At 59.7% G+C, this 26,139-nt stretch carries 26 protein-coding genes; 13 read left to right on the top strand and 13 right to left on the bottom strand.

Annotation, left to right across the window (positions count from 1 at the left end; genetic code table 11):
• The 3 genes from ACA074_RS24270 to ACA074_RS24260 form a co-directional block, all read right to left on the bottom strand.
• The gene (locus tag ACA074_RS24270; protein ID WP_497677938.1) at window positions 1-921 is read right to left on the bottom strand and encodes a WaaS/CpsH family glycosyltransferase; all 921 of its coding nucleotides are present in this window, start codon (window positions 919-921) and stop codon (window positions 1-3) included.
• Window positions 922-979: 58 nt separating this feature from the next.
• Complete coding sequence (locus ACA074_RS24265; protein ID WP_489879939.1) at window positions 980-2,059, bottom strand: endonuclease/exonuclease/phosphatase family protein; 1,080 nt, start codon at window positions 2,057-2,059, stop codon at window positions 980-982.
• Window positions 2,060-2,133: 74 nt separating this feature from the next.
• The gene (locus tag ACA074_RS24260; protein ID WP_401267324.1) at window positions 2,134-2,808 is read right to left on the bottom strand and encodes a YciC family protein; all 675 of its coding nucleotides are present in this window, start codon (window positions 2,806-2,808) and stop codon (window positions 2,134-2,136) included.
• A 178-nt stretch (window positions 2,809-2,986) separates the two neighbouring features.
• Between ACA074_RS24260 and ACA074_RS24255 the strand changes: the two genes are divergently transcribed.
• The 4 genes from ACA074_RS24255 (at window position 2,987) to ACA074_RS24240 (ending at window position 6,126) form a co-directional block, all read left to right on the top strand.
• Window positions 2,987-3,730 (top strand): DUF2076 domain-containing protein, encoded by a 744-nt coding sequence (locus tag ACA074_RS24255; protein ID WP_401267322.1) that lies wholly within the window; start codon window positions 2,987-2,989, stop codon window positions 3,728-3,730.
• Window positions 3,731-3,989: 259 nt separating this feature from the next.
• The gene (locus ACA074_RS24250; protein WP_221730158.1) at window positions 3,990-4,469 is read left to right on the top strand and encodes a LabA-like NYN domain-containing protein; all 480 of its coding nucleotides are present in this window, start codon (window positions 3,990-3,992) and stop codon (window positions 4,467-4,469) included.
• 41 nt (window positions 4,470-4,510) lie between these two features.
• Window positions 4,511-5,116, top strand: a complete 606-nt coding sequence (locus tag ACA074_RS24245) for a 3'-5' exonuclease (protein ID WP_187680944.1) — start codon at window positions 4,511-4,513, stop codon at window positions 5,114-5,116.
• A gap of 497 nt (window positions 5,117-5,613) precedes the next feature.
• Entirely contained in the window at window positions 5,614-6,126 is a 513-nt protein-coding gene (locus ACA074_RS24240; RefSeq protein WP_187680943.1) for a BRO-N domain-containing protein, read from the top strand.
• Window positions 6,127-6,236: 110 nt separating this feature from the next.
• Here the strand turns inward: ACA074_RS24240 and ACA074_RS24235 are convergent, their stop codons facing one another.
• Complete coding sequence (locus ACA074_RS24235; RefSeq protein WP_497677937.1) at window positions 6,237-6,692, bottom strand: Lrp/AsnC family transcriptional regulator; 456 nt, start codon at window positions 6,690-6,692, stop codon at window positions 6,237-6,239.
• 163 nt (window positions 6,693-6,855) lie between these two features.
• On the opposite strand from ACA074_RS24235, the gene yedA reads away from it, so the two are divergent.
• Both yedA and rhlE1 read left to right on the top strand, forming a co-directional pair.
• Complete coding sequence (yedA, locus tag ACA074_RS24230) at window positions 6,856-7,791, top strand: drug/metabolite exporter YedA (RefSeq protein ID WP_305439938.1); 936 nt, start codon at window positions 6,856-6,858, stop codon at window positions 7,789-7,791.
• Window positions 7,792-7,856: 65 nt separating this feature from the next.
• Complete coding sequence (gene rhlE1 / locus ACA074_RS24225; RefSeq protein ID WP_401267318.1) at window positions 7,857-9,194, top strand: RNA helicase RhlE1; 1,338 nt, start codon at window positions 7,857-7,859, stop codon at window positions 9,192-9,194.
• Between the two features lie 107 nt (window positions 9,195-9,301).
• On the opposite strand, the gene ACA074_RS24220 is transcribed toward rhlE1, so the two are convergent.
• A complete protein-coding gene (locus tag ACA074_RS24220) occupies window positions 9,302-10,546 on the bottom strand; it encodes a TIGR03862 family flavoprotein (RefSeq protein WP_497677936.1) in 1,245 nt (414 codons plus the stop codon).
• Window positions 10,547-10,721: 175 nt separating this feature from the next.
• Window positions 10,722-11,642 carry a histone deacetylase family protein gene (locus ACA074_RS24215; protein WP_489879945.1) on the bottom strand — a complete coding sequence of 307 codons (921 nt, stop codon included), beginning with the start codon at window positions 11,640-11,642 and terminating at the stop codon, window positions 10,722-10,724.
• Between the two features lie 82 nt (window positions 11,643-11,724).
• Between ACA074_RS24215 and ACA074_RS24210 the strand changes: the two genes are divergently transcribed.
• From ACA074_RS24210 to ACA074_RS24200, 3 genes are all read left to right on the top strand, one after another.
• On the top strand, window positions 11,725-12,294 hold the full coding sequence (locus ACA074_RS24210; protein WP_497615398.1) for a GNAT family N-acetyltransferase: 570 nt from the start codon (window positions 11,725-11,727) through the stop codon (window positions 12,292-12,294).
• 109 nt (window positions 12,295-12,403) lie between these two features.
• On the top strand, window positions 12,404-13,273 hold the full coding sequence (gene tesB / locus ACA074_RS24205) for an acyl-CoA thioesterase II (protein WP_497615397.1): 870 nt from the start codon (window positions 12,404-12,406) through the stop codon (window positions 13,271-13,273).
• A complete protein-coding gene (locus ACA074_RS24200) occupies window positions 13,270-13,863 on the top strand; it encodes an HAD family hydrolase (protein WP_401267309.1) in 594 nt (197 codons plus the stop codon). The genes tesB and ACA074_RS24200 overlap by 4 nt, the downstream gene beginning before the upstream one ends.
• A 91-nt stretch (window positions 13,864-13,954) precedes the next feature.
• On the opposite strand, the gene ACA074_RS24195 is transcribed toward ACA074_RS24200, so the two are convergent.
• The gene (locus tag ACA074_RS24195) at window positions 13,955-14,905 is read right to left on the bottom strand and encodes an alpha/beta hydrolase family protein (protein WP_497615396.1); all 951 of its coding nucleotides are present in this window, start codon (window positions 14,903-14,905) and stop codon (window positions 13,955-13,957) included.
• Complete coding sequence (gene ypfJ / locus ACA074_RS24190; protein ID WP_187680933.1) at window positions 14,906-15,793, bottom strand: KPN_02809 family neutral zinc metallopeptidase; 888 nt, start codon at window positions 15,791-15,793, stop codon at window positions 14,906-14,908. It abuts the gene before it with no gap.
• 229 nt (window positions 15,794-16,022) lie between these two features.
• Here ypfJ and ACA074_RS24185 point away from each other — a divergent pair, with 229 nt between their 5' ends.
• On the top strand, window positions 16,023-16,799 hold the full coding sequence (locus tag ACA074_RS24185; protein WP_489879949.1) for an IclR family transcriptional regulator: 777 nt from the start codon (window positions 16,023-16,025) through the stop codon (window positions 16,797-16,799).
• A 153-nt stretch (window positions 16,800-16,952) separates the two neighbouring features.
• Window positions 16,953-17,831: a DMT family transporter gene (locus ACA074_RS24180; RefSeq protein ID WP_187680931.1), complete on the top strand. Its 879-nt coding sequence runs from the start codon at window positions 16,953-16,955 to the stop codon at window positions 17,829-17,831.
• Window positions 17,832-17,941: 110 nt separating this feature from the next.
• Here ACA074_RS24180 and ACA074_RS24175 read toward each other — a convergent pair whose 3' ends face one another.
• A complete protein-coding gene (locus ACA074_RS24175; RefSeq protein ID WP_187681212.1) occupies window positions 17,942-19,279 on the bottom strand; it encodes an MFS transporter in 1,338 nt (445 codons plus the stop codon).
• Window positions 19,280-19,550: 271 nt separating this feature from the next.
• Here ACA074_RS24175 and quiC point away from each other — a divergent pair, with 271 nt between their 5' ends.
• Together quiC and ACA074_RS24165 are read left to right on the top strand one after the other, a co-directional pair.
• Window positions 19,551-21,452 carry a 3-dehydroshikimate dehydratase QuiC gene (gene quiC, locus ACA074_RS24170; protein WP_187681211.1) on the top strand — a complete coding sequence of 634 codons (1,902 nt, stop codon included), beginning with the start codon at window positions 19,551-19,553 and terminating at the stop codon, window positions 21,450-21,452.
• Window positions 21,453-21,554: 102 nt separating this feature from the next.
• Window positions 21,555-22,232, top strand: a complete 678-nt coding sequence (locus tag ACA074_RS24165; RefSeq protein WP_187681210.1) for a TetR/AcrR family transcriptional regulator — start codon at window positions 21,555-21,557, stop codon at window positions 22,230-22,232.
• A gap of 32 nt (window positions 22,233-22,264) precedes the next feature.
• On the opposite strand, the gene ACA074_RS24160 is transcribed toward ACA074_RS24165, so the two are convergent.
• From ACA074_RS24160 to ACA074_RS24145, 4 genes are all read right to left on the bottom strand, one after another.
• The gene (locus ACA074_RS24160) at window positions 22,265-23,119 is read right to left on the bottom strand and encodes a shikimate dehydrogenase (protein WP_497677935.1); all 855 of its coding nucleotides are present in this window, start codon (window positions 23,117-23,119) and stop codon (window positions 22,265-22,267) included.
• On the bottom strand, window positions 23,116-23,565 hold the full coding sequence (gene aroQ, locus ACA074_RS24155) for a type II 3-dehydroquinate dehydratase (RefSeq protein ID WP_497677934.1): 450 nt from the start codon (window positions 23,563-23,565) through the stop codon (window positions 23,116-23,118). Before aroQ ends, ACA074_RS24160 begins: the two co-directional genes overlap by 4 nt.
• Before the next feature lie 196 nt (window positions 23,566-23,761).
• The gene (gene trmA, locus ACA074_RS24150) at window positions 23,762-24,841 is read right to left on the bottom strand and encodes a tRNA (uridine(54)-C5)-methyltransferase TrmA (protein ID WP_187681207.1); all 1,080 of its coding nucleotides are present in this window, start codon (window positions 24,839-24,841) and stop codon (window positions 23,762-23,764) included.
• A complete protein-coding gene (locus ACA074_RS24145) occupies window positions 24,838-26,133 on the bottom strand; it encodes an NCS2 family permease (RefSeq protein ID WP_305439918.1) in 1,296 nt (431 codons plus the stop codon). Before ACA074_RS24145 ends, trmA begins: the two co-directional genes overlap by 4 nt.
• Between the last annotated feature and the right edge of the window lie 6 nt (window positions 26,134-26,139).

The raw sequence follows: 26,139 nt of genomic DNA, 5'->3' as shown, positions 1-26,139 counted from the left end.
TTACTGAAGCGAAAACACGGTCCTGGTCCAACCCTGCAACGTGTACTTTTCATAGATCTGCACAGGGACATCCACATACGGGCTCGTGATGAAATGCTCCGGAATCAGCGGGTTGGCCTCGTCAATCACCAGGATGTTTACCGGGTTGTAGAAGTCATAATCGACAACGCTTTTGTTGGTGGTGATCACTTTTTTCCGCGAGGCCATGGCTTCAAAGAAACGAAAGCTCAAACCGGCCTGGCCAGGCTTGGAAATGTCCAGAATGATCCTGGAGCGTTTGACTAACTCACCTACGGATTCCAGCGACATTCTCTGCTCGAAAAAAGTGATACCGGGATGAGCACCCGGAATCGGTTTGCACTGCACCAGAAACTTGTAATCGGTAACGCCGAGCCGATCAAATTCCCGCGCCAGGCCTTCGAGCGCCGGCACGCGGTCCTTGCCGGCCATCACTACGAAAGCCGAGTATTCGCCCGGTTCACCGTCTGCAACGTAGTCTTCATAGATAAAGTTGTAGAGCTTTTTCAGGCCGTAACTCTCGGCATTCTGCGGGTCGAATGAAAACACCTCGTCATAATCAGCCAGTTCTTCCCGGGTCATCGGCCAGCGACTGAAACTGTCGTAAAGGTAGGCGATCTTGCGATCGGAAGCCTTGAGTCCAGCCGCCAATTGCTGTGGGTCGATTTGCGCCGGATTAATGATTAGGGCAGCGTCAAACCGCCCTGCCGCCCGAAGGGTCTTTTTCACATGCCGCCATTGGGCCCAGCGTTTCAGCGGACGTCGAATGATCTTCGGGGCTCGATCAAACCTGTCCGACATCGACGAGGTATCGATGAAGCACACGTTGTTATCGATCATCAAATGCTCAGCCAGTTTGCGTGCGTAGCCGCCGATGTCCTTGCATACAATTAAGATTTTCATGGGTCTTCCGTGCGTTTGATTCGAATGCCCGAGCATCGTTCGTGGCGTAGAGTTGTTGCTACGGCGCAACCGGCAGCAGGAACCGCGCAATGACCGGCAAGTGATCGGAAATCCGAAGCGTATCGTCCTGGCGCACCATCGCTTCAACCCGTTTGATCTTCGGGCTGTAGAACAGATAGTCGACCGTGCGATCCGGACCATTGAGACCGGGGTCATTGGGGTAGTGGGTCAGCCACTGCGCGCGGTCGATGCCGCTGGCCTCGTTGTTGGTCGGGATCATCGGGTACTTGTCCCACAACAGATGCAATTCGCTGTCGGCGGAGTAGGCCGTGCGCTGCTCGGCTGGCAAACGGCGATATTGACCGAGCGGCAGCAGATTGAAATCGCCGCCGATCAACCACGGCAGACCTTGGCTTTCATACTTGTCGAGCACCTTGGCCACCGCCGTGACTTGCGCCTGCAAAGTCTCATCCGGTTGGCTGGCGCGCTCCAGATGCGTGTTGAACACGGTCAGTTGCCCGCCATCGCTCAGCGGCAGCTTGGTCGCGAGCAGGGCGTCTTTGGGCTGGAACTGGCGGCTGATGAAGTTGCTCGAAGCGACCGGTAATTGCAGGCGCTCGGCGTGTTCGATGCGATAACGGCTCAGCGTCGCCAGTTGCCGGCCAACGCTGCCGAAGATGTGCGGTTCAGGGACGAAATCGGCTTTCCAGTCAAAGGCGCTGGCGCTACACGGGTACAGATCGGCGACCCGCTCCTGCAGCAATTTGAGTTGATCCTGATAATCGCTGGCCTTGGCGCCGTCATCCAGCTCCTGCAACAGCACCACGTCGGGCTGTTCATCTCGAATTACCCGCGCCACTTCATCGAGACTGAAGGCCATGTCTTCCAACGTCGGCGCTTCATCGTCGCCCCCGGCCAGGTCATTCCAGAACACATAACGCTTGCCGGCCAGGTACTGCACGTTCCAGGTCATGACTTTCAGTGCCTGCCCGGGCACCAGCGTCGGCGCGGTTGCGGTGCAACTGACCGGCAGGGTTTCACGGGGTTCGGGACGCCAGGTCAAGCTGAACATCAGCCCGCCAATCACGGCGATGGCGAGCACAACGAGCAACAGGGTGTAGCGCAGTAGACGGGTCATGGCTCGGGTTTAGCGTTACAGAAAGTGGCCCCGAGCATACCTGAGGGCGAGTCTTAAACCTAAGGCCAGAGCAGTCAGACCGCTCTGTCTCTTTTGTCAGGCAATTCGCTGATCAGCATGAACAGACGGAACAGCACCACGCTGGTGAACAGTTGCAGGAAGCCGTGAGCGCTGTCGATCAACACAGTGATGGCCGTGTTCTGCGGTTCTGGATAGACCGCCAGCGTTGCGCCTTTGAGCAACCACAACGGCGTCATCACGCAAAGAATGCACAGCAGAATCCGCCAGAAATGCCCGCGTGTCAGACGCAGGCTTTCCTTCATGGCATGCAGCGGATTGAGGCCGCGCAGCACCAGCAGATATTCGCCGAACGCCAGCATCACCATCAGCATCAGGCCCGGCAGAAAATACAGCGACAGTCCCAGCAGGATCAGCAACGTGTTGAGCGCCGTGAGCAGGGCGAAACGCGGCCACAAGCGTGCGGCCATCGCCAGCAGGTCAAGATTGCGCGGGGCTTCGCCACGGGTGCGGGCGTCGAGAAACAGAATCAGTGCGGCGGTGTACAGCGGATAGACCAGCAGGCCGACAATGATGCTGGACGCCGAAAAACTGTCCGGGTCGCTGGCGTGATCCACCACTTGTTGCAACAGCGCTTCGACGATCACCAGCGGCAGGCACAACTGCACGATGCTGACCAAATGGCGTTTGAAAAAATACAGAGAGTCGCGCAGCACTTCGAAGGCATTCATCAGTCGGTATCGCAGGTCGAAAACAGTGGCTCACTTTAACCGATGATGTGCGGGCGGACGCAAACGTAAACATTCGGTAAAGGTCGTTGAAACATCCTGTCACTGTCTCCATTACGGGAGAGCACCTTGTCCAAAGTGGGCGAGGGCAATGTTATCCCCGGCAATCTACGAGGTCGCCATGAACAGCGAAGAGCAAACCCTGATCGATGGACTGTTTTCCCGGCTGCAACAGGCCGAAACGGAGGCAGCCCCGCGCGATGCCCAGGCCGAGACGCGGATCAAGGAACACCTGACACGCCAGCCGTCGGCAGGCTATTTCATGACCCAGGCGATTCTGGTGCAAGAGGCGGCGCTCAAAAGCCTCGACGAGCAGAACAAACAACTGACCCAGCAAGTCCAGCGTTTGCAGGCCGAGCTGCAATCGGCCAAGGCGCAGAGTGCTGCGCCGGCACCCAGCGGTGGCGGTGGGTTTCTGTCGAGCATCTTTGGCGGCGGCAGCTCGCGTCCTGCGCCAACACAGAGTGCCCCGGCATCGACGGGCGGCTGGCGCGAACCGGCACCGCAGCAGAACTTCAACGCTCCCGCGCCACAACAGAACTTCGGCGTACCGCCGCCCAACTACGCGCAACAGGCTGCTCCGGCGGCGGGCAGCAGCTTCCTCGGTGGCGCGCTGAAAACTGCCGCTGGTGTGGCGGGTGGCGTGATGCTGGCGCAGGGTATCAGCAGCCTGTTCCATCACAATCAGCAACCGGAAGAGATTGTTGAAGTGATCAAGGAAGAACCGGCGCAGGTTGCAGACCAAAGCAACAACGGCTGGGGCGATGACCAGCGCATGGCCGGCAACGACCAGAGCGGCTTTACTGATACCGACTACAGCGATGACAACTCATCGTTCTTCAATGACGACGATTCCTTCGTCTGACCCAAACCTTCCAGGTTGACATCGAACTGTGGTGAGGGGATTTATCCCCGATGGACTGCGCAGCAGGCCCAAAAAACCGGGGCCGCTACGCTGCCCAGCGGGGATAAATCCCCTCGCCACATTCACCACTCGTCAGTAGCACCCTTGCGCCTGCGGGCGATTATTCGCGGAACCTTCCTTCGGGCTGGCATACTGAGCGCCTTTTTCGGGCCTGGCGCCTGATCCCGCTTCGTGCGCTCGCGCGCTCACAGGAACTCCGGTGAAAAAAATCGCAGTGTTCGCCGACGTGCAGAACCTCTACTACACCGTGCGTCAGGCCTATGGTTGCCACTTCAACTACGCCGCGCTGTGGGCCGACATCAGCAAGGACGGGCAGATCGTCGAGGCCTACGCCTACGCCATCGACCGTGGCGACAGCAAGCAACAGCAATTCCAGCAGATCCTGCGCAACCTCGGCTTCATCGTGAAGCTCAAGCCATACATCCAGCGCAGCGACGGCTCGGCCAAGGGCGACTGGGACGTGGGCATCACCCTCGACATCATGGACGCCGCCGATCACGTCGACGAAATCGTCCTGGCCTCCGGTGATGGCGATTTCGACATGCTGCTCGAACGCATCATCAACAAGCACGGCGTGCAAGCGGTGGCCTATGGCGTCCCGGGCCTGACCGCCAACTCGCTGATCCGCGCTGCCAGCCGCTACGTGCCGATCGAAGGCGCGCTGCTTCTGAAGAATTGAGCGGCTACTGAAGAATTGATTTGAACGGAGTTGAACCCGGTTTGGAACGCATTGCAGTCATCGACTTTGAAACCACCGGCCTCTCGCCGAACAGCAGCTGCCGCGCCACGGAAATCGCCGTGGTCATGCTGGAAAACGGCCGCATCGTCGAGCGTTACCAGAGCCTGATGAACGCCGGCGTGCGCGTCCCCGCGTTCATCGAACAACTGACCGGCATCAGCAACGCCATGCTGCGCACCGCGCCCTCGGCGGAACAGGTGATGAACGAGGTCAACGAGTTTGTCGGCTGCACGCCACTGGTCGCACACAACGCTTCGTTCGACCAGAAGTTCTGGGATTTTGAACTGGGGCGGATCAAACGCACCCGTCTCCAGAATTTTGCCTGCTCACTACTGCTGGCCCGCCGGTTGATGCCGGCCGCGCCGAATCACAAGCTCGGCACCCTCACCACGTTCGCTCGCCTGCCGCACACTGGTCAGGCTCACCGGGCGATGGCGGATGCGGAGATGGCGGCTAACTTGATGGCGCATCTGGCCGGAGAGTTGCGCGACAAGCATGGCGTGCGCGAGTTGAACCATGACCTGCTGTGCAAATTGCAGAAAGTGCCGGCTGCGAAAGTTGGCGAGCATCTGCAGCGCTATCGCTGATCCCGAACTCAACAAGAACCCTTGTAGGAGTGAGCCTGCTCGCGATGGCGGCGCATCAGTCGCCAGCAATGTTTACTGACACATCGCCATCGCGAGCAGGCTCACTCCTACAGTGGATTTGTTTTGGCCTGGACTATTTTCCGTTGCTTTCAAAAACTCGCGAACCGGGTTGTTTAGTGGTGTGTAGAGTTCGACGAAGCATCCTACTGAAGTTTAGGGATTATCCGTCTTGAGCTCTGATAGCCCCACCGCTAACCTCTTTTCGTCGCTGCCAATTCAGCGATCGGGACTGCAAGCCTGCCGTTAGTTTGTTAGGAGACCACTGGCGAACCTATAATCGCGTCGCTTCAATTAGCGACCATCGATTTATGGTAGCTGTGTGCGGGAGACCTTAGGGTCTGCCGAGGTCTCCTACTCGGTCTTGCAGACCCGTGCACAGCTGCCACCCATCATCTGCAAGTGATGCTGGCAGCTCCGACGTTCAAAGGAGATTTGCCATGTTCAAAGCTACGCCCAACCCTCCAGAAGATTCTGGTTCAGCGTTCATCCGTGAACCTTTCGTAACACCACAAGCTTTTATTCGTCATCACATTCAACTGCGGGCAACTCTGCTGCATGCAGAAGCCTGGTTCTGTGCCCGTGATTTTGGTCGTCTGATGGGGTTGGAAATCAATGGGCGACAAGTTCTGAAGCTTGATGAAGATCAGCGGCGGATAATGTATCTGTCGGGAAGCGATGGTGTTCAAGAGACCTTGATGTTGAGTGAGTCCGGCGTTTACGCAATGCTGGTTTACCACTACTCCCCGGAGAACCGTCATTTGCGTCGTTGGCTGACCCATGAGGTCGTGCCGATGCTTCGTCAGGGCTCGGAGTCAGTTTCAGATCCGCATCTACGTTTGATGATGTGCGCAGGGGAAACGTTGAGACTTCTGCATTGGCGCAATGAGCCATGGATGCGCATGCGAGATATGCCGCACTTGCTGACTCAGGAAAGTCGTCGCCAGGGTTGAAGGCTTCTCGCTAGCGGACTTACTCGCGAATGCGCTGTGTCATTCAGAAAGGTGTTGTCTGACACTCCCTCTTCGCGGGCAAGCCCGCTCCCGCAGTGGACATCATTGCCTCAAGACTTGCCGTTGCCTTCGATATGCCCCAGCGGCACGCGCTTCTCGATGGCACTCGACAACACAATCGAAGTCTTGCTGAACCCGAACTTCGCCACCCGATTGATCAACTCCTCCAGCTCCGGCATCGACCCCACTGCGGCCTTCATGATCACGCACGGATCGCCCGTCACCCGAAAGCACTCGGTCAGTTGCGGAATTTTGACCAATTCGTCGTACACCTTCTGGCTGCCGTTTTGATTCAGACGCAACTCGATCACACACTGGATCGGCAGACCGATTTTCGACAGATCAATTTTCGCTTCATAGCCGGTGATCACGCCCGATGCCTCAAGCTTGGCCACGCGCTCGGCCACGGCGGGGGCGGAGAGGTTTACTTTGCGCGCCAGGTCGGCGTAGGACGCCCGGCCGTTTTCGAGCAGGGCGCTGAGCAGCATGCGGTCGTATTTATCCAAGGCTTAACTCCTGAAAGTGTCAGTCTTTCGAAATCGTGGTTTATTCCGTAGATCTCCGTGATTTCAAAAGTGTACTGGCCTGATAAACAGGTTTTGTAACTTATTTTTGCCCGCTGGCCTTTCTAGAATAACCAATCTACTGACACAGACTGTCGAGCTGCCCATGCCTGCCTTGCGCCGTTTTTCCTTGCCGCTGATCGCCGCGTTTTTTGCGTTGTATGTGATTTGGGGTTCGACCTATCTGGTGATTCGCATCGGCGTTGAATATTGGCCACCGCTGATGCTCGGCGGAGTGCGCTTCATCATTGCTGGCACGTTGATGTACGCGTTCCTGCGCTGGCGCGGGGCGCCGGCGCCGACGTGGGCGCAGTGGAAAGCGGCGGGGATCATCGGGATTTTGCTGCTCAGTTTTGGTAACGGTGCGGTGAGTGTGGCGGAGCACACGGGGGTGGCTTCTGGTGTGGCGGCATTGGCGGTGGCGACGGTGCCGCTGTTTACGTTGCTCTGCGGTTATTTCTGGGGCGCGCGTAATACTCGTCTCGAATGGGCCGGGGTGGCGCTGGGGATTGTTGGCATTGCCATGCTCAACATGGGGTCCAACCTGCAATCGAGCCCCTTGGGCGCTGCTTTGCTGATTTTCGCGGCGGCGACCTGGGCCTTCGGTTCGGTATGGAGCAGGCACCTGCCGTTGCCGCAGGGCGCGATGGCCAGTGCCGTGGAAATGCTGGTCGGCGGTGTTGTCCTGCTGATCGGCAGTGCGGTGAGTGGTGAACGCTTGCAAGCCGTGCCGCCGATGGAAGGCTGGTTGGCGCTGGCGTATCTGATCTTTTTTGGCTCGATCATCGCCTTCAATTCCTACATGTACCTGCTCAAGCATGTGCGTCCGGCGGCGGCCACCAGTTATGCCTACGTCAATCCGGCGGTGGCGGTGTTGCTGGGGATCGTGTTTGTCGGCGAGACCATCGGCATTGAAGAAGCGCTGGCGATGCTGGTGATCATCAGTGCCGTGGTGCTGATCGGTCTGCCGCAATGGCGTCGTCCGGCACAGCCGCCGGTAGACGTGCCGACGGCCGTTCCGACGGAACAGCGCGCGAATTAGGGTAAACTGCGCGCCATTGCACACTCGTGTCGCACAACTGCGCTGAATTTTCCTACGGTACTCCCATGACTTTCGCCTCCCTTGGCCTGATCGAACCCTTGCTGCGCTCCCTCGAGACGCTCGGCTACCAGACCCCGACGCCGGTGCAGGCGCAAGCCATCCCGGCCGTTCTGGCCGGTCGCGACCTGATGGCAGCGGCCCAGACCGGTACCGGCAAGACCGCCGGTTTCGCCTTGCCGTTGTTGCAGTTGCTGGCTATGGAAGGCCCAAAAGTCACCGCGAATTCGGCGCGTGCGCTGATTCTGGTGCCGACCCGCGAGCTGGCCGAGCAGGTTCATGAGTCCGTGCGCCAGTACGCCGAAAACCTGCCGCTGCGCACTTATGCGGTTTACGGCGGCGTCAGCATCAACCCGCAAATGATGAAGCTGCGCGGCGGCGTCGATGTGCTTGTTGCCACGCCTGGTCGCCTGATCGACCTGTTCCGCCAGAACGCGCTGAAACTCGATCAGTTGCAAACCCTGGTGCTGGATGAAGCCGATCGTATGCTCGACCTGGGCTTCTCCGAAGAACTGGCGAACATTTACCGCATGCTGCCGAAAAAGCGCCAGACCCTGCTGTTCTCCGCGACTTTCTCCGATGACATCCGCCTGCTGGCCGGGCAAATGCTCAACGACCCGCTGAGCATCGAAGTCAGCCCGCGCAACGTTGCCGCCAACACCGTCAAGCAGTGGATCGTGACGGTGGACAAGAAGCGCAAGGCCGAACTGTTCGTGCACCTGATGCGCAAAGGCAAGTGGAAGCAGGTGCTGGTATTCGCCAAGACCCGCAACGGCGTGGATGCGCTGGTGGAAAAACTCCAGGGTCTGGGCATCAACGCCGACGGCATCCATGGCGACAAACCGCAAGCGACACGCCAGCGTGCGCTGGATCGGTTCAAACTCAGCGAAGTGCAGATTCTGGTGGCCACCGACGTGGCGGCCCGTGGTCTGGACATCGAAGATTTGCCGCTGGTGGTCAACTTCGACCTGCCGATCGTGGCCGAAGATTACATTCACCGGATCGGCCGCACTGGCCGTGCGGGTGCGACGGGCGAGGCGATCTCGCTGGTGTGTGCCGATGAGGTGAACATGCTCTCGGCGATCGAGATGCTCACGCGTCAGACGTTGAAGCGTCAGAACGAACCTGACTTCGAGCCTGAGCACCGCGTGCCGGATACCGATGCCAGCGGTCAGGTGATCAAGAAGCCGAAGAAACCTAAAAAGCCTAAATCGTCCGGCGGTGGCGGCAAGCGTAATCTCGGTAAGTGGGTCGATAGCGGCGAGACTCAGGCGCCGGAGCCTTCGATCAAGCCTGTGCGCAAGGTGCCGGTATTTAACACCGGACCGCGTAAGCGTAAGCCATAACCCTCTGCTGAAGGCGCGCTATCCAGGTAGGAGCTGCGGCACGCTGCGATCTTTTGATCTTGTTTTTAAAGGTCAAAAGATCGCAGCCTCGTTTTACTCGACAGCTCCTACAAGGTTTTGTGCCGAAGCCACTCCAGCATCCCGAACCCCGCCGCCCGGCCACTGGCAAAACACCCCGTCAGCAAATAGCCCCCCGTCGGCGCCTCCCAATCGAGCATCTCACCTGCGCAGAACACCCCCGGCAACGCCTTGAGCATCAGCCGCTCGTCCATCGCCTCGAACGTCACGCCCCCGGCACTGCTGATCGCTTCGTCCAGCGGGCGGGTTTTGATCAGTGTCAGCGGCAACGCTTTGATCGCCCGAGCGAGCAGCGCCGGATCGGCAAAGGTTGCAGCGTCAGTCAATTCACGCAACAACGCCGCTTTCACCCCATCAATCCCGATCTGGCTGTGCAGATGCTTGGCCATCGAGCGCGAGCCGCGCGGTTTGCTCAATGCTGCCTGCAATTTATCCACAGGTCGGCCCGGCAGCAGGTCGATATGAATGGTGGCTGAACCGTGCTGGTTGATCGCCTCACGAATCGGTGCCGACAACGCGTAGATCAAACTGCCCTCAATCCCGGTCGCCGTGATCACGCATTCGCCCAAGCGCGGTACATCGTCGTTCAGGCCGATGGCGATATTTTTCAGCGGCGCGCCGGCGAATTTGCTGACGAGTAATTCGCTCCAGGCCTGCACTTCAAAGCCGCAATTACTGGGCTGCAACGGCGCCAGTCCTACACCGCGCTGCTCCAGCGGCAACATCCACGCGCCGTCCGAACCCAGCCGCGACCAACTGCCGCCGCCGAGGGCGAGCAGGGTGGCGTCGGGGTTGATGGATTTCTCGCCTTCCGGGCTGTCGATGCGCAACGCACCTTGTTCATCCCAACCGAGCCAGCGATGGCGGGTGTGGATAACTACGCCACTGTCGCGCAGACGCTTGAGCCAGGCGCGCAGCAAAGGGGCGGCTTTCATGTCGGTGGGGAACACGCGGCCAGAGCTGCCGATAAAGGTTTCGATGCCCAGCTCATGAATCCAGCGGCACAGCGCATCGGCATCAAAACCGCGCAGCAGCGGAGCGATGTGCGGCGCGCGTTCGGCGTAGCGCGAGAGGAACGCCGGGTAGGCTTCGGAGTGGGTGATGTTCATGCCGCCGACCCCGGCCAGCAAGAACTTGCGGCCTACCGAAGGCATGCCGTCGTAGAGATCGACGCGGACTCCGGCCTGGCTCAGCACTTCGGCGGACATCAGGCCGGCGGGGCCACCGCCGATGATGGCGACGTGAGCGTGGGAGGGGGCGGAGTTCTGGGTCATGGCGTGCGCTGCGGTATGGCGGGATAAGGCGCGCATTCTAACAGCCGGGATCTTTGTAGCGGTTGGTTAAAAATTAACCGCCGCGCTGCGCGCCATGTTCGGTATGGGCTGCAGCCCCTTTCACTCAGGTTATCCACAGGCCGTTCCACAGCCATTGTGGGTAACGCAGCACAGCTCAATGACAGCCGTGTGACTGCCAGACGCGCTGCGCGCTGTGGTGGAGAATGCCGTGGCGGCGGGCGAGGGCGTGGCGGTCCTTGCTGTAACCACCGCCGATCACGCCCATCACCGGGATGTCGCGGCCCAGGCAATGGCGCATCACGCTTTCATCCCGGGCAGCGACGCCTTCATCAGTCAGTTGCAGATAACCGAGGGCGTCGTCCTTGTGCACATCGACGCCGGCGTCGTACAGCACCAGATCCGGTTGATAAAGGGGCAGCAGATAATTGAGTGTGTCGTCCACGACCTTCAAATAATCGGCATCGCCCATGCCTTTGGGCAATGGAATGTCCCAGTCACTTTCCGCTTTGCGTGCAGGAAAATTCTTCTCGCAGTGCAGGGAAACGGTAATCGCCTCCGGGGTGTTGTGCAGAATCCGCGCCGTGCCGTCGCCCTGATGCACGTCGCAATCGAAGATCAACACACGGCTCACCCGGCCGCTCTGCAGCAGATATTGGCTGATGATCGCCAGGTCATTGAAGATGCAGAACCCCGCCGGGTAGTCGTAGTGGGCGTGATGGGTGCCGCCGGCCAAGTGGCAAGCCAACCCATGCTCCAGGGCTTTTTCCGCCGCCAGTATCGAACCACCCACCGCGCGCACCGTGCGTCGGGCCAGCGCTTCGTTCCATGGCAGGCCAAGACGCCGCTGGTCTTCGCGGGACAACTCACCGCTCATGTAGCGTTCGATATAGCTACGGTCATGGGCCAGGGCGAGGATGTCGTTGGGGCAGATTTCGGGGCGCAGCAGATCGGCGTCACGGGTCAAGCCGCTGTCGACCAGGTGATCGCGCAGAAGACGAAACTTGTCCATGGGAAAGCGGTGATCCGCAGGAAACTCCGGGCTGTAGTCTTCGTGGTAGATCAGCGGCAGTGGCATGGCGATTTCTGTCAGACGTGTAGGAAAGAGTGAAGGATCCTACCAGCGATGTAGACTTGCGGCATGGAAACGGAGGGGCACGATGGAGCCGATACTGGAACTGGAAAGCGCACGGCTGCTGATGCGTCAGTGGCAGGATGAGGATTTGCCGGAATTTGCGGCGATGTGTGCCGATCCTCAGGTGATGCGCTATTTTCCGGAGCCGTTGAGCCGGTTGGAAAGTGCCGCGTTGATCGGTCGCGTGCGCGGACATTTTGCCGAACACGGCTACGGCTTGTGGGCGCTGGAGCGCAAGGACAGCGGCGAATTCATCGGTTTCACCGGGCTTGGCGTGGTCGGTTTCGACGCGCCGTTCACCCCGGCGGTGGAGATTGGCTGGCGTCTGGCGAAGGAGCATTGGGGCCTGGGTTACGCCAGTGAAGCGGCTTGGACCGCTCTGCGTTGCGGGTTTGATCGATTGGCCCTGAAGGAAATCGTGTCGTTCACTGCGCAACCAAATCTGCCTTCGGAGAAAGTCATGCAGGCGATCGGCATGCATCACGCGCCGGCCGATGACTTTGATCACCCCAAGCTTGCCGTCGATCACCCGTTAAGAAGACATGTGCTGTATCGGATTACCCGGGAGCAGTGGCTGCAAACCTTGCATGGATAAGCTGACACGGACGTTTACAATGGCCGCCATATCATTGGCCCGTGCCAGTACCTGAATCGCCCGCCGCAGCCAAGACTGCGCGGCATTGCTTTGTGTGAGGAGAGTCTGAATGAGCCAAGTGTTGGAAGATCTGGTCGATTTGCTGACCCTGGAACCGATCGAAGAAAACCTGTTCCGTGGTCGCAGCCAGGACTTGGGTTTCCGTCAGTTGTTCGGCGGTCAGGTGCTCGGTCAGTCGCTGTCGGCGGCCAGTCAGACGGTTGAAGAAGCGCGCCATGTGCATTCGATGCACGGTTATTTCCTGCGTCCGGGCGACGCCAAGTTGCCGGTGGTGTACTCGGTTGACCGTGTGCGCGATGGCGGCAGCTTCAGCACCCGTCGCGTCACGGCAATCCAGAAGGGCCATCCGATCTTCACCTGCAGCGCTTCGTTTCAGTATGACGAAGACGGCTTCGTGCATCAGACTCAGATGCCGCAAGTAGTCGGCCCGGAAAGCCTGCCGTCGGAACTGGAACTGTTCCAGCAACGCGCGCAACTGATCCCGGAACACATGCGTGAAAAACTGCTGTGCCCGAAGCCGATCGAAGTGCGCCCAGTCACCGAAAAAGACCCCTACAACCCGCAACCGGCGGATCCGATCAAGTACGTGTGGTTCCGCGCCGACGGCGCACTGGCGGACATTCCGGCGCTGCACAAATACCTGCTGGCCTACGCCTCGGACTTCGGCCTGCTGACCACTTCGATGCTGCCCCACGGCAAATCGGTCTGGCAGAAAGACATGCAGGTCGCCAGCCTCGATCACGCGCTGTGGTTCCACAACGATCTGCGCGCCGATGACTGGTTGCTTTACGCGATGGACAGTCCGTGGGCCGGCAATTCTCGCGGGTTCTCCCGTGGCAGCGTGTTCAACCGCGCCGGGCAACTGGTGGCGTCGGTGACCCAGGAAGGCTTGATCCGTCATCGCAAGGATTGGGCATGAGCCTGGCCGATGTGAAGCACTGGGTGTTCGACATGGATGGCACCCTGACGGTCGCCGTGCATGACTTCGCGGCGATTCGTGTGGCGTTGGCGATTCCGCCGGAGGACGACATCCTCACTCATCTCGCCGCGTTGCCGGCGGATGAATCAGCAGAGAAACATGCGTGGTTGCTGGAGCACGAGCGCGATCTGGCGCTCGGCTCGACGCCGGCCACCGGGGCGGTGGAACTGGTGCGTGATCTGCATTCGCGCGGTTATCGGCTTGGCATTCTTACCCGCAATGCGCGGGAGTTGGCGCATGTGACGCTCGAAGCGATTGGCCTGGCCGACTGCTTTGCGGTGGAAGATGTGCTGGGCCGTGATGAAGCGCCGCCCAAGCCGCATCCGGGTGGGTTGCTCAAGTTGGCAGAAGCCTGGGCGGTACCGGCCAGCGAGATGGTGATGGTCGGCGATTACCGCTTTGATCTGGATTGCGGGCGAGCGGCGGGTGCGCGGACGGTGTTGGTGAATCTGCCGGATAACCCGTGGCCGGAGCTGACGGATTGGCATGCGCAGGATTGTGTCGAGTTGCGGCGGATGTTGTTGGCCTAAGATCAAAAGATCGCAGCCTTCGGCAGCTCCTACAGTTGCTATTGCAATCCCCTGTAGGAGCTGCCGAAGGCTGCGATCTTTGCTTTTGCTTCTATTCGAACAACGCTTTCTGCCCCTCCGGCGACGTCAACATCCCATCGCCGTTATGCCCGACCCCGGGCACTTCCACCAGCCGCTGATTCACTCCTTCCGGGTGACGGCGCAGCAAATAGCCGAAAAACAGTTTGCCGCGTATCAAACGATAAGCCCCTTGCGCCTCAGCCTCACAGCCCTTGTCCAGCGCCGGGTGCTGCGGGTCGATGTCTTGCTGCCCAAGCAGATAAATCACCTCGCGTTTGATGTAACTGCTTTCAAGCTGCAACGGCGTTTGCCCACCGGCGTACACCGGCATGTCTGACAGACCGTACTTCCAGCGATTGAAACCCATGCACTTGGCGTGATCGAACGCCACGGGCCGCTGCTCATTGAAATACGCGTAGGAAGAAGGATTGGCCACCACGTAACGCAGGCGGATGCCGTTGGCCTTCAGTGCCGGCTGATCCTTGGCGAGCAGGGCATAACGTTGCACCACTTGCCCGCCACCGGAGTGGCCGAAAATCACTATCTGCTTCACGTCCGGAAACTGCTTGCGATCGGTGACTCGGGCGACGATTTCGTCCAGTGCCGCGTAGGAGCTCAACGGATTCGGCCCTGTGGATAAACCGCCACCCATCCACTCGTTGCCTTTCCAGCGCAACACCGTGGCGGGCAACGAGTACAGGGCCACATCACTTTCATTGAGAAACTGCGGCGCGATCACCAGTGTGTGTGCGGTTTGGCCGGCCATCTCGGCGGCGCTTTCGGCGCTCTTGCGATACGTCTCGGCGTTGCGCAGGCGACCGTGAATGACGATCAGCACGCGCTCGATTTTCTCTGGCGCAGGTCCTATGCCCACCGCCATTTCCCCGGCCTTCAGTTGCAGGCGCCCGGAGCTGATCGCGTCGACACCGGCCGCTTGCGCTGTGCTGCCAAAGATCAGTAAAGCCAAAAGCCATTTATGCATTTACAGGTTTTTCGCCGCGAAGGTGTCGCACTGGCCGACCTGGCCCTGCGCGAATCCGGTTTTGAACCAGCGCACCCTTTGCGCCGACGTACCGTGGGTAAACGAGTCCGGCACCACACGGCCCTGACCCTGTTGTTGCAGGCGATCATCACCGATGGCGTTGGCGGCGTTCAAGGCTTCTTCTATATCGCCGGGTTCCAGCCAGTTCAAACGCTTCTGTGCGCTGTAGGCCCAGACGCCGGCAAGGCAATCGGCCTGCAACTCCTGACGTACCAGCAAGCCACCGTCACCTTCCATCTGCCGACCTTGCTGGCGGGCTGTCTGAATTTTCGCCGAGACACCGAGAAGCGTCTGCACATGGTGTCCGACTTCGTGCGCAATCACGTAGGCCTGGGCGAAGTCGCCGGCCGCCTTGAAGCGTTGCGACATCTCCTGGAAGAACGCCATGTCCAGATAAACCTTCTGATCCGCCGGGCAGTAAAACGGCCCGGTGGCCGAGGTGGCCAGACCACACGCCGAGTTGACCCGATTGCTGAACAGCACCAGGGTCGGGTCCTTATATTGCCGGTCGGCCTGCTGGAAAATCGCGCCCCAGGTGTCTTCGGTGTCGCCAAGGATCGAGCGGACAAACTCTGCCTGCTCATCATTGGCCGGCGGCGCCTGGCGGGTTTGCGAGGTGGGTGCCGATTGCTCGGTCATCTGCCCGGTGAGTTGCCCGAGGATCTGCAATGGATCCTGGCCGGTGATCCAGCCAATGCCGACGATCAACAGGATGGCCCCGATGCTAAGCCCCTTGCCGCCACCAAAGCGCATGCCGCCGCCACCGCCAGCATCATCACCACGGGCATCGACGACGTTGTCACTGCGTCGGCCTTTTTTCCATAGCATGTGGGAATCCTCTCTCTAATCGTGGTGATGAGTGTTGCTGGTGTGTGAGTGTGGCGCCAGTCCGATCGTCCGTCTATTCGTACGCCGTCAGGCAGGTTGACGGGTAAGAACCTGTAGCGTTCGGTGAATTCCATTCCATAAAGGTTTTTGTGAAATTATCAGATGGTTCCAGATTTTACGTTGTGCTGAATGTATTTTAGAATCTGCCAAATTTCAGTGGGATCTCATCATGGCCGGCAGTCAGATCGAAAGGGTTTTCAGCGTGCTGGAAAACCTCACCAGTGAGCCGCGCGGTTTAGCGCTGCAAACGCTCGCCGAGCAGATCGACATCCCGAAAAGTGCGACTCACCGCTTGCTCGCCGAGCTGACCCGACTGGGTTATGTAAGGCAGAACCCGGAGACCTTGCGGTATCACTTGTCGACCAAACTGGTGGCGATGGGGTTTCGTTACCTGTCGAGCAGCGGCGCCGATATCGTGCAACCGGTGCTTGACCGCTTGGCTCAGGAAACCGGCGAGCTAATTCGACTTGGGGTTATCGACGGCGAGCGCCAGACCTGGATCGCCAAGGCTCAGGGCGCGCGCAGCGGTTTGCGTTACGACCCGGACATGGGCCGCGATGCGCCGCTGTTCTACACCGCGTCGGGCCATGCGTGGCTGGCGTGCATGAGCGATGCTGAGGCGTTGTCGCTGGTTGAACGCCAAGGCGCCGAAGTGCCGGCGGATATCGGGCCGAATGCGCCGCGCTCCAATATCGAATTGCTCGAGCGTCTGCGGGTCGCCCGGGAGCAAGGGTATGCTTGCGTCGAAGAAAGTTCGGCGGTGGGGACTGCGGCAATTGCGGCGGTTGTGCGCCATCCCGCTGATGGACGGGTGATCGGTGTGCTGAGCATCGCCGGGCCGAGTGCGCGGATGCCGGGGGCGAGGCTGCACGAACTGGCACCGTTGCTGTTGAAATTCACTGAAGAGTTGTCAGCGGCGAGTCTGGCTTCGGAGCTGTTCGTCTAACTTGAATTCACTTGGGCCCTCTGCACCTGCTCGCTTGTAAAACTGTGCGCTGTTCGCACACTTTTATGGTTGTCGGGTGTCGTAATCTGGAACCAGGTTCTAGATTGTTGCTTGAGGCTTTTTTCCTCAGCTTGTTTTCTTCAGAGATAGCCAATGACTGTCAGCACCCCACTTTCCGGAGTCAACCAACCCTTCAAGGGGATCTTGCTGATTGTCGTGGCGACCTTCCTGTTCTCCAGCCATGACGCACTGTCGAAGTATCTGTCGGGGTTCTATCCGATCGTGATGGTGGTGTGGGCGCGGTATGTCGTGCACACCTTGTTGATGGCGGGGATTTTTCTGCCGCGTTCCGGGTTGCGTGTCCTGCGCACCAAAAAGCCTTTATGGCAGTTGACCCGCGCACTGTGTCTGCTTGGCACGAGTCTGTTCTTCACCACGGCACTTTTGTACATCCCGCTGGCGGAAGCCACGGCGGTTAACTTTCTGGCGCCGGTTTTGGTGACGGCGTTGTCGGTACCACTGCTGAAGGAGCGGGTGACGCGCGGCCAATGGATTGCGGTGATTTGCGGCTTTATCGGTGTGCTGATCATCGTCCACCCGGGCGGTGAACTGTTCACGCCGGCGGTGTTGCTGCCCTTCTGCTCGGCACTCTTTTTCTGCTTCTATCAACTGCTGACTCGCAAGCTCGCCGAAGTCGACAGCCCGACCACCAGCAACTTCTTTGCCGGGTTGTGCAACACGTTGGTGATGAGTGCGCTGGTGCCGTTCTTCTGGCAGGTGCCGACGCTGACTCACGCCGGGCTGATGCTGGCACTGGGCAGTTGCGGGATGACCGCGCATTTGTTTCTGACTCAGGCGTTCCGCCATGCCGCGCCGGCGTTGCTGGCGCCGTTCGGTTATTGCCAGATTGTGTTTGCCGGGTTGTTGGGTTGGCTGCTGTTCAATCACACGCCGAGTCTGTTGACGATGATCGGGATTGCGGTGATCTGTTGCAGCGGGTTGGCGGCGGCGTGGCAGCAAAGTCGCCGCTGAATGAACAGGCAAAATCCTGTAGGAGCTGCGGCACGCTGCGATCTTTTGATCTTTAAAAACAGGATCAAAAGATCGCAGCGTGCCGCAGCTCCTACAAGGTGTTTACAGTGTTACTCGGTAACGGTCGGAATCTTGCGCGGTGCCATGAAGTACATCCAGGTCAGCGCAATGAAGTACATCGCCGGAATCAGGGTGAACAACACGGTGTAGTTGTTGTTGGTGACGGTGAGGATGTGGCCGACGATCTGAGTCATGAACATCCCGCCGATCGCCGCGCACATGCCGCCGAAACCGAACACCGTGCTCATCATGTGCTTGGGCGTGTAGTCCATCACCAGGCTCCAGATGTTCGCCGTCCATGCCTGGTGCGCACCGATCGCCAGGGAAATAGCAGCCACCGCAACCCACAGGTTCGCGGAGCCGGCAGCCATGACCACGCCGATGATGCAGCAGGCGAACAGGAACATCGACAGCAACCGCGCCTTGATCGCGTTCATCCCGCGACCGATCAGGAACGAGGACAGAATGCCGCCACCCACGCTGCCAAAGTCGGCGGTGACGTAGATGATGATCAGCGGGATACCCATCTGGGTCACGTTGATGCCTAGGTTGTATTGCTGATTGAGAAACGGCGGCAGCCAGTACAGGTAGAACCAGAACACCGGCGCGGTCAGCGAGTAGGCGAGGGCGAAGGCCCAGGTGCCGCGCATCCGCAGGATTTTCGAGAACGGCACGCGGGCCTGCTCCGGTTCGACTTCCTGCTGGATGTAATCCAGCTCGGACTGTTTCACGCTCGGGTGATCTTCCGGGTTGTAATACTTCAGGCCCCAGAACAACAGCCAGATCCCGCCCAGCGCCGCCATGCACAGGAACGCGGCCTGCCAGCCCCACACGTGGAGAACCAGCGGCAGCAGCATCGGCGTGAACATGGCACCGACGTTGGTGCCGGCGTTGAAGATGCCGGTGGCGACGGCGCGTTCACCCGCCGGGAACCACAGACGCGTGGTTTTCACACAAGCGGGATAGTTCGCCGCTTCGGTCAGGCCGAGGACGAAACGGCAGACCATGAAGCCGACCGCCGATGTCGCCAGGCCGTGGGCACCCGTGGCCAGGCTCCAGAGCAGCACGGCGCAGAAGAACACGCGCTTGACGCCGACCCGGTCGATCAGTCGCCCTTGCAGCACGAAACCAATGGCGTAGCCGACCTGAAACCAGAAGTTGATGTTGGCGTAATCCATCGCCGTCCAGCTCATTTCCTTGGCGAGGATGGGCTGCATGACGCCGAGGGCGGCGCGGTCGATGTAGTTCAGGGTGGTGGCGAAAAACACCAGCGCCAGCATGCCCCAACGGGTCTTGCCGACAGCCATGGCGCCGCGGATCTTGTCGCCGATGCCACCCGTGGCAGTGCTCATGGCCGGAGCCATGCGGGAAGTCTGTGAAGGAATCATGTGTTCCACCCGTTTTTGGATTTTTTATTTGGTGTGCTTTTTGGTTTGCACGCTGCGACCGGTGGTTCAGGCCCGGACTCAATGTGCGGTCGATGTTGGGCAGTGGACGAAAAATCGTCAATTCGTCAAAACGGCATTGTGTTCGATAATCGCACGCAAAACTAACCGGGTAGTACACTTTAAATTGCTGCGCGAAGTGATGCAGCCAATAATTTACCCCACGACAAAAATGGTCCCCCGCAACAAAGCGGCGCAGTCCGGGAGTTGAAACATGCAGCGTTCCATAGCCACCGTTTCCTTGAGCGGCACCCTGCCGGAAAAACTCGAAGCCATCGCTGCCGCCGGGTTCGACGGGGTGGAGATTTTCGAGAACGACCTTCTGTACTACGACGGCAGTCCACGTGAAATTAAACAGATGTGCGCCGATCTCGGGATTGCCATCACCCTGTTTCAGCCGTTCCGCGATTTTGAAGGCTGCCGCCGTGATCGGCTGGCGCGCAACCTGGAGCGGGCCGAGCGCAAGTTCGACCTGATGCAGGAACTGGGCACCGATCTGGTGCTGGTGTGCAGCAACGCTTCGGCGGACAGCGTCGGCGATCAGCAAATACTCATCGATGACCTGCGCTTGCTGGCTGAACATGCCGGCGCCCGTGGCTTGCGCATTGGCTATGAAGCACTGGCCTGGGGCCGTCACGTCAATACGTATCAACAGGTTTGGGACATCGTGCGTCAGGCCGATCACCCAAGCCTCGGCGTGCTGCTCGACAGCTTCCATACGCTATCGCTCAAGGGCGATCCGCGTGCCATTGCCGAGATTCCCGGCGACAAGATTTTCTTCGTGCAAATGGCCGATGCGCCGATTCTGGCGATGGATGTTCTGGAGTGGAGTCGGCATTTTCGCTGCTTCCCGGGGCAGGGCGAGTTTGATCTTGCGGGGTTCCTCGCGCCGATCATCAAGAGTGGCTACACCGGGCCGCTGTCGCTGGAGATCTTCAACGATGGCTTCCGCGCCGCACCGCCACGGGCCAATGCGGCAGACGGCTTGCGCTCGCTGCTCTATCTGGAAGAGAAAACCCGTCAGCGTCTAGAGCAGGAAGCGGCCCCCGTGGCCAACCGCGAAATCCTTTTCGAAACGCCGAAGGCCAGTGAGTACAACGGCATCGAGTTTCTCGAATTTGCTGTCGATGAAAGCCTCGGCGCCAAGTTGTCGAACTGGCTGGAACGCCTGGGGTTCGTCAAGGCCGGGCAACATCGCTCCAAGAGTGTGAGCCTGCTGCGCCAGGGTGATATCAACCTGATCCTCAACGCTGAACCCTATTCGTTTGCACACAGCTTTTTCGAAGCACACGGCCCGTCGCTGTGTGCCACCGCCGTGCGGGTCAAGGACAGCGCGAGTGCTCTGGCGCGTGCCGTTGCCTACAAGGGCCAGCCCTATCGCGGTCTGGTCGGTCCTAACGAATTGGAACTGGCGGCAGTGCGCGCGCCGGATGGCAGCCTGATTTATCTGGTGGATGAGGCGGCCGATGTGTATGGCACCGACTTCAATCTGCTGCCAGACGCGCAGGTGCGCGGTGGCCTCAAGCGCATCGATCACATGGCCATGGCGCTGCCGGCGGATAGCCTCGACAGTTGGGTGCTGTTCTACAAGAGCCTGCTGGATTTCGAGGCCGATGACGAAGTGGTGCTGCCCGACCCCTATGGTCTGGTGAAAAGCCGCGCGCTGCGCAGTCGTGACAGCTCGATCCGTTTGCCGCTGAACATTTCCGAGAACCGCAACACCGCGATTTCCCATGCGCTGTCGAGTTACCGCGGCTCCGGCGTGCATCACATCGCCTTCGATTGTGACGATATCTTCGCCGAAGTCAGCCGAGCCAAAGAGGCCGGCGTGCCGCTGCTGGATATTCCGCTCAACTATTACGACGACCTTGCCGCGCGTTTTGACTTCGACGACGAGTTCCTCAGTGAGCTGGCGTATTACAACGTGCTCTATGACCGTGACGCCCAGGGTGGTGAGCTGTTTCACGTTTACACCGAGCCGTTTGAGGGGCGTTTCTTCTTCGAGATCATCCAGCGTAAAAACGGCTATGCCGGATACGGCGCGGCGAACGTCGCGGTGCGGCTGGCGGCGATGGCCAAATCACGCAGTGGCGCCGTCCGTCAGGCGAAGTTGTAGGAAATTCGTAAGCGCGGGATTAAACACGGGTCGCGCGGCTTCCTTCACCGTGCCGCGCAGCCCATAATCGCCAGCCTGTGCAGTGATGGCCGTGAGCCCGCAATGACAATGACTTCAGAACTCCCCGCAGCCCCCGTCGAGCCCGCCGTTGAGCCGCGCAAGAGTCGCAAGAACAATCCGGAAAAGACCCGCGAGAACATCCTGCAGGAGGCGATCGTCGAGTTCGTCCAGCAAGGATTGTCCGGCGCGCGCGTCGACGCGATCGCCGAACGCATCCACACCTCCAAACGCATGATCTATTACTACTTCGGCAGTAAGGAGCAGCTCTACGTCGAGGTGCTGGAGAAGCTCTACGGCGATATTCGTAACACGGAAAGCCGTCTGCACCTTGCCGAGCTGTCGCCAGTGGTAGCGATCCGGCGGCTGGTGGAGTTCACTTTCGATCATCACGACCGCAACGTCGATTTTGTCCGCATCGTCTGCATTGAAAACATCCACAACGCCGAATTCGTGAAGCGTTCCGATGCGATCAAGGCGATGAACAACACCATCCTCGATTCACTCGGCGAGATTTTGCGTCGGGGCGCCGAAGAAGGCGTTTTCCGCAGCGGGCTCAACGCGCTGGACGTGCATTTGCTGATCAGCTCGTTCAGCTTCTATCGCGTGTCGAACCGCCACACATTCGGTGAGATTTTTCAGATTGATCTGCCGGACGAGAGCATCAAGCAGCGTCATCGCGAGATGATCTGCGAGTCGGTGTTGCGTTACTTGCAGGCCTGACATGAGACGAGGGGGCAAGCCCCCTCATTTGGCTAGCCATTCATGCTTTGGAAGTGCGCAAGCATGCGCTGCGCATCCGGCACCACGCCACTGAACAACTCAAACGCCTTCACCGCCTGAAACACCGCCATGTTGCCGCCATCCAGCGTCCGGCAACCTATGGCGCGGGCGTTGCGCAGCAGTTCGGTTTCCAATGGGAAGTACACGATCTCCGCCACCCACAATTCCTTGCGCAGCAACTCGACTGGCACCGGCATACCCGGCAGTTTGGCCATGCCCATCGGTGTGGTGTTCACCAAGCCGTCAGCCTGATTCATTGCGCTCGGCAAATCCTGCCCGGCCACTGCGCGGCCAAAGCCGAAATGCTCATTGAGGTTGTTCGCCAGATGCTCGGCGCGATCACTGTCCACGTCGAAAATGCTCAGCCTTTGTACGCCTTCGCTCAATAGCGCGTGGGCCACTGCCGCGCCTGCACCACCAGCGCCCATCTGGACTACACGCTCACGGGCGGCGTCCTTCAAGCCGCGACGAAAACCCTCGGCAAAACCCAGGCAGTCGGTGTTGTGGCCGACGCGTTTGCCGTCCTTGAGCACCACGGTATTGACCGCGCCGATGCCGCGGGCTTCGGGTGACAGTTCGTCGAGCAGCGGGATAATCGCCTGCTTGCAGGGGAAGGTGATGTTCAGCCCGGTGTAGTTCATGCGCTCGGCCGCCAGCAACAAGTCGGGCAGGGCATGGGTGTCCAGTTGCAGTTGATCCAGGTCGATCAGCCGATACAGATATCGCAAGCCCTGGGCGTCGCCTTCGTGCTCATGCAGTGCCGGCGTGCGGGAGGCCTGAATGCCAGCACCGATCAACCCGGCCAGTATCACGTTTTTGCGGCTCATGCTGCTTGCCCCTTCAGCCGCTGGCTGAAGTGTTCCAGAGCCAGACGATAGCCATGGCTGCCAAACCCGCACATCACCGCCGTGGCGATGGCCGAGACAAACGAGTGATGACGGAACGGCTCGCGGGCATGGACGTTGGACAGATGCACTTCGATCACCGGCAACTCACTGGCCACCAGCGCGTCGCGAATCGCCACCGAGGTGTGCGTCCAGGCTGCCGGGTTGATGACAATCCCGGCGCAACGACCGCGAGCGGCGTGAATCCAGTCGAGCAGTTCACCTTCGTGGTTGGTCTGGCGAAATTCCACGGCCAGGCCGAATTCTTCGCCGGCGCTACCGCACAGCGCCGAGATATCCGCCAGGGTTTCATGGCCGTAAGTGGCGGGCTCACGGGTGCCAAGCAGGTTCAGGTTCGGGCCGTTGAGCACCAGAACGATAGGGGACATGGGGGTAACTCCACTTCTTGTTTTTGGCTTGGGCCATGAGTTTCGGCCTGTGGAGATAAAATGTACTAGATGGTTACATCGGTCAATTGAACGGCGTCGGCCTTAGCGTTTTTTGTTCGGTGATCGCACAACCTGAAACAAGCGCCCACAAAAAAGCCGTCATTCACGACGGCTTCTTCGTATCTGGCAACAGCAATCAACGGCGGGTCAGCAACACGCCCGACTCCATGTGATGCGTCCACGGGAACTGGTCGAACAGCGCGCACTGGGTAATGCGGTGCGTGTCGTGCAACTGGGCGATGTTGGCCGCCAGGGTTTCCGGGTTGCAGGAGATGTAGAGGATGTTGTCAAAGCGCCGGGTCAGCTCGCAGGTGTCAGGGTCCATGCCGGCACGCGGCGGGTCGACGAACACGCTGCCGAACTCGTAGCTCTTGAGGTCGATGCCGTGCAGGCGACGGAATGGGCGCACTTCGTTGAGGGCTTCGGTCAGTTCTTCGGCGGACAAACGCACCAGCGTGACGTTATCCACAGCGTTTTCGCTGAGGTTGCTCAGTGCGGCGTTGACCGAAGTCTTGCTGATTTCGGTGGCCAGCACTTTGCGGACGCGGGTCGCGAGCGGCAGGGTGAAGTTGCCGTTGCCGCAGTACAGCTCCAGCAAATCGTCAGTGCGATCGCCCAATGCTTCGTAAGCCCAGTTCAACATCTTTTGGTTTACGGTGCCGTTGGGCTGGGTGAAGGCACCTTCCGGCTGGCGATAGCTGAACGTGCGGCCGCCGACTTCAAGTTTCTCCACTACATAGTCTTGGCCGAGCACTTCGCGTTTGCCCTTGGAGCGGCCGATGATGCTGACCCCGAGATCTGCCGACAGCTTGGTCGCTGCCGCATGCCAGTGCTCGTCCAGCGGACGGTGGTAGCACAGGGTGATCATCGCGTCGCCGGCCAGGGTGGTCAGAAACTCCACCTGAAACAGCTTGTGGCTCAACGCCGCGCTGGCCTGCCACGCAGCCTTGAGCTGTGGCATCAGTTGATTGATGCGCAGGCTGGCGATCGGGAACTCTTCGATCAGGATCGGCGTGCGTTTGTCGTCCTGAGAGAACATCGCGTAATGACGCTCACCGGCCTCGCGCCACAGGCGGAATTCGGCGCGCAGACGGAAGTTCTGCAGTGGCGAGTCGAATACGCTCGGCTCGGGCGCATCGAACGGGGCCAGCAGGTCACGCAGGCGCGTGACCTTGTCTTCGAGCTGTGCGGCGTAGGCTTGGGAATCGAAAGTCATGCGTTGAACCAACCCAACTTGATCACGAACAGAATCGACAGAATCACCAGCGCCGGGTTCAGCTCACGGGCGCGACCGGACAGCAGTTTGATCGCGGTCCAGGCGATGAAGCCGAACGCGATGCCGTTGGCGATCGAATACGTGAACGGCATGGCCAGCGCGGTCACCACGACCGGTGCGGCGACGGTGATGTCGTCCCATTCTATTTCTGCCAGGCCCGACATCATCAAGACGGCGACGAACAGCAGTGCCGGTGCGGTGGCAAAAGCCGGAACGCTGGCCGCCAGTGGCGAGAAGAACAACGCCAGCAGGAACAGAATCGCGACGACCACAGCTGTCAGACCGGTACGGCCGCCAGCACTCACGCCCGCAGCAGATTCGATGTAGCTGGTGGTGGTCGAGGTGCCCAGCAGCGAGCCGGCCATGGCGGCGGTGCTGTCGGCGATCAGCGCACGGCCCATTTTCGGCATGTGGCCGTCCTTGCCCATCAGGCCGGCGCGCTTGGCGACGCCGATCAGAGTGCCGGAGTTGTCGAACAGGTCGACGAACAGGAAGGCGAAGATCACGCTGACCAGACCGATGTCCAGTGCACCCATGATGTCCAGCTGCAGGAAGGTCGGGGCCAGCGAAGGTGGCATCGACGTCACGCCATTGAACGCGGTGAAGCCAAAGGCGATGGATACGATGGTCACCGCGAGAATGCCGATCAACACCGCACCGCGTACTTTCAGCGCTTCGAGGGCAACGATCAGGGCGAAACCGAGGGTGGCGAGGATCGGTGCCGGAGCTCTCAGCTCACCGAGGCCGACCATGGTCGCCGAATTGCTGACCACAATGCCGGCGTTATGCAGGGCGATCAGCGCCAGGAACAGGCCGATACCGGCTGCAATCGCCGAACGCAGCGGCAGCGGGATGCTGTTGATGATCCATTCACGGATGCGGAAGATCGACAGCAGGAAGAAGCACACGGCCGAGATGAACACCGCGCCCAGCGCCACTTGCCAGGTGTGGCCCATGTGCAGCACGACGGTGTAAGTGAAGAAGGCGTTCAGGCCCATGCCCGGTGCGAGGGCGATCGGGTAGTTGGCGATCAGGCCCATGACCGTGGAACCGATGGCGGCTGCCAGACAGGTAGCGACAAACACCGCGCCCTTGTCCATGCCGGTCTCGCCGAGGATGCTCGGGTTGACGAACAGAATGTAGGCCATGGCCAGGAAAGTCGTGATGCCCGCGAGAATCTCGGTCCGCACGTTGGTGTTGTGTGCCTTGAGTTGAAACAGCCTTTCCAGCATGTCTGC

The organism is Pseudomonas sp. LBUM1655 (assembly GCF_059716085.1).
This window is presented reverse-complemented; position numbering and strand designations above follow the sequence as displayed.

Bases quoted from the DNA above. Each gene is read 5' to 3' on its own strand.
- ACA074_RS24255 (WP_401267322.1), top strand. From the start codon at position 2,987: ATGAACAGCGAAGAGCAAACCCTGATCGATGGACTGTTTTCCCGGCTG.
- ACA074_RS24185 (WP_489879949.1), top strand. From the start codon at position 16,023: ATGGCCGGCAGTCAGATCGAAAGGGTTTTCAGCGTGCTGGAAAACCTC.
- ACA074_RS24260 (WP_401267324.1), bottom strand. From the start codon at position 2,808: ATGAATGCCTTCGAAGTGCTGCGCGACTCTCTGTATTTTTTCAAACGC.
- quiC (WP_187681211.1), top strand. From the start codon at position 19,551: ATGCAGCGTTCCATAGCCACCGTTTCCTTGAGCGGCACCCTGCCGGAA.
- ypfJ (WP_187680933.1), bottom strand. From the start codon at position 15,793: ATGCTATGGAAAAAAGGCCGACGCAGTGACAACGTCGTCGATGCCCGT.
- ACA074_RS24165 (WP_187681210.1), top strand. From the start codon at position 21,555: ATGACAATGACTTCAGAACTCCCCGCAGCCCCCGTCGAGCCCGCCGTT.
- yedA (WP_305439938.1), top strand. From the start codon at position 6,856: ATGCCTGCCTTGCGCCGTTTTTCCTTGCCGCTGATCGCCGCGTTTTTT.
- ACA074_RS24270 (WP_497677938.1), bottom strand. From the start codon at position 921: ATGAAAATCTTAATTGTATGCAAGGACATCGGCGGCTACGCACGCAAA.
- ACA074_RS24240 (WP_187680943.1), top strand. From the start codon at position 5,614: ATGTTCAAAGCTACGCCCAACCCTCCAGAAGATTCTGGTTCAGCGTTC.
- ACA074_RS24180 (WP_187680931.1), top strand. From the start codon at position 16,953: ATGACTGTCAGCACCCCACTTTCCGGAGTCAACCAACCCTTCAAGGGG.
- ACA074_RS24145 (WP_305439918.1), bottom strand. From the start codon at position 26,133: ATGCTGGAAAGGCTGTTTCAACTCAAGGCACACAACACCAACGTGCGG.
- ACA074_RS24215 (WP_489879945.1), bottom strand. From the start codon at position 11,642: ATGCCACTGCCGCTGATCTACCACGAAGACTACAGCCCGGAGTTTCCT.
- tesB (WP_497615397.1), top strand. From the start codon at position 12,404: ATGAGCCAAGTGTTGGAAGATCTGGTCGATTTGCTGACCCTGGAACCG.
- aroQ (WP_497677934.1), bottom strand. From the start codon at position 23,565: ATGTCCCCTATCGTTCTGGTGCTCAACGGCCCGAACCTGAACCTGCTT.
- ACA074_RS24265 (WP_489879939.1), bottom strand. From the start codon at position 2,059: ATGACCCGTCTACTGCGCTACACCCTGTTGCTCGTTGTGCTCGCCATC.
- ACA074_RS24175 (WP_187681212.1), bottom strand. From the start codon at position 19,279: ATGATTCCTTCACAGACTTCCCGCATGGCTCCGGCCATGAGCACTGCC.
- ACA074_RS24195 (WP_497615396.1), bottom strand. From the start codon at position 14,905: ATGCATAAATGGCTTTTGGCTTTACTGATCTTTGGCAGCACAGCGCAA.
- trmA (WP_187681207.1), bottom strand. From the start codon at position 24,841: ATGACTTTCGATTCCCAAGCCTACGCCGCACAGCTCGAAGACAAGGTC.
- ACA074_RS24220 (WP_497677936.1), bottom strand. From the start codon at position 10,546: ATGACCCAGAACTCCGCCCCCTCCCACGCTCACGTCGCCATCATCGGC.
- rhlE1 (WP_401267318.1), top strand. From the start codon at position 7,857: ATGACTTTCGCCTCCCTTGGCCTGATCGAACCCTTGCTGCGCTCCCTC.
- ACA074_RS24160 (WP_497677935.1), bottom strand. From the start codon at position 23,119: ATGAGCCGCAAAAACGTGATACTGGCCGGGTTGATCGGTGCTGGCATT.
- ACA074_RS24200 (WP_401267309.1), top strand. From the start codon at position 13,270: ATGAGCCTGGCCGATGTGAAGCACTGGGTGTTCGACATGGATGGCACC.
- ACA074_RS24210 (WP_497615398.1), top strand. From the start codon at position 11,725: ATGGAGCCGATACTGGAACTGGAAAGCGCACGGCTGCTGATGCGTCAG.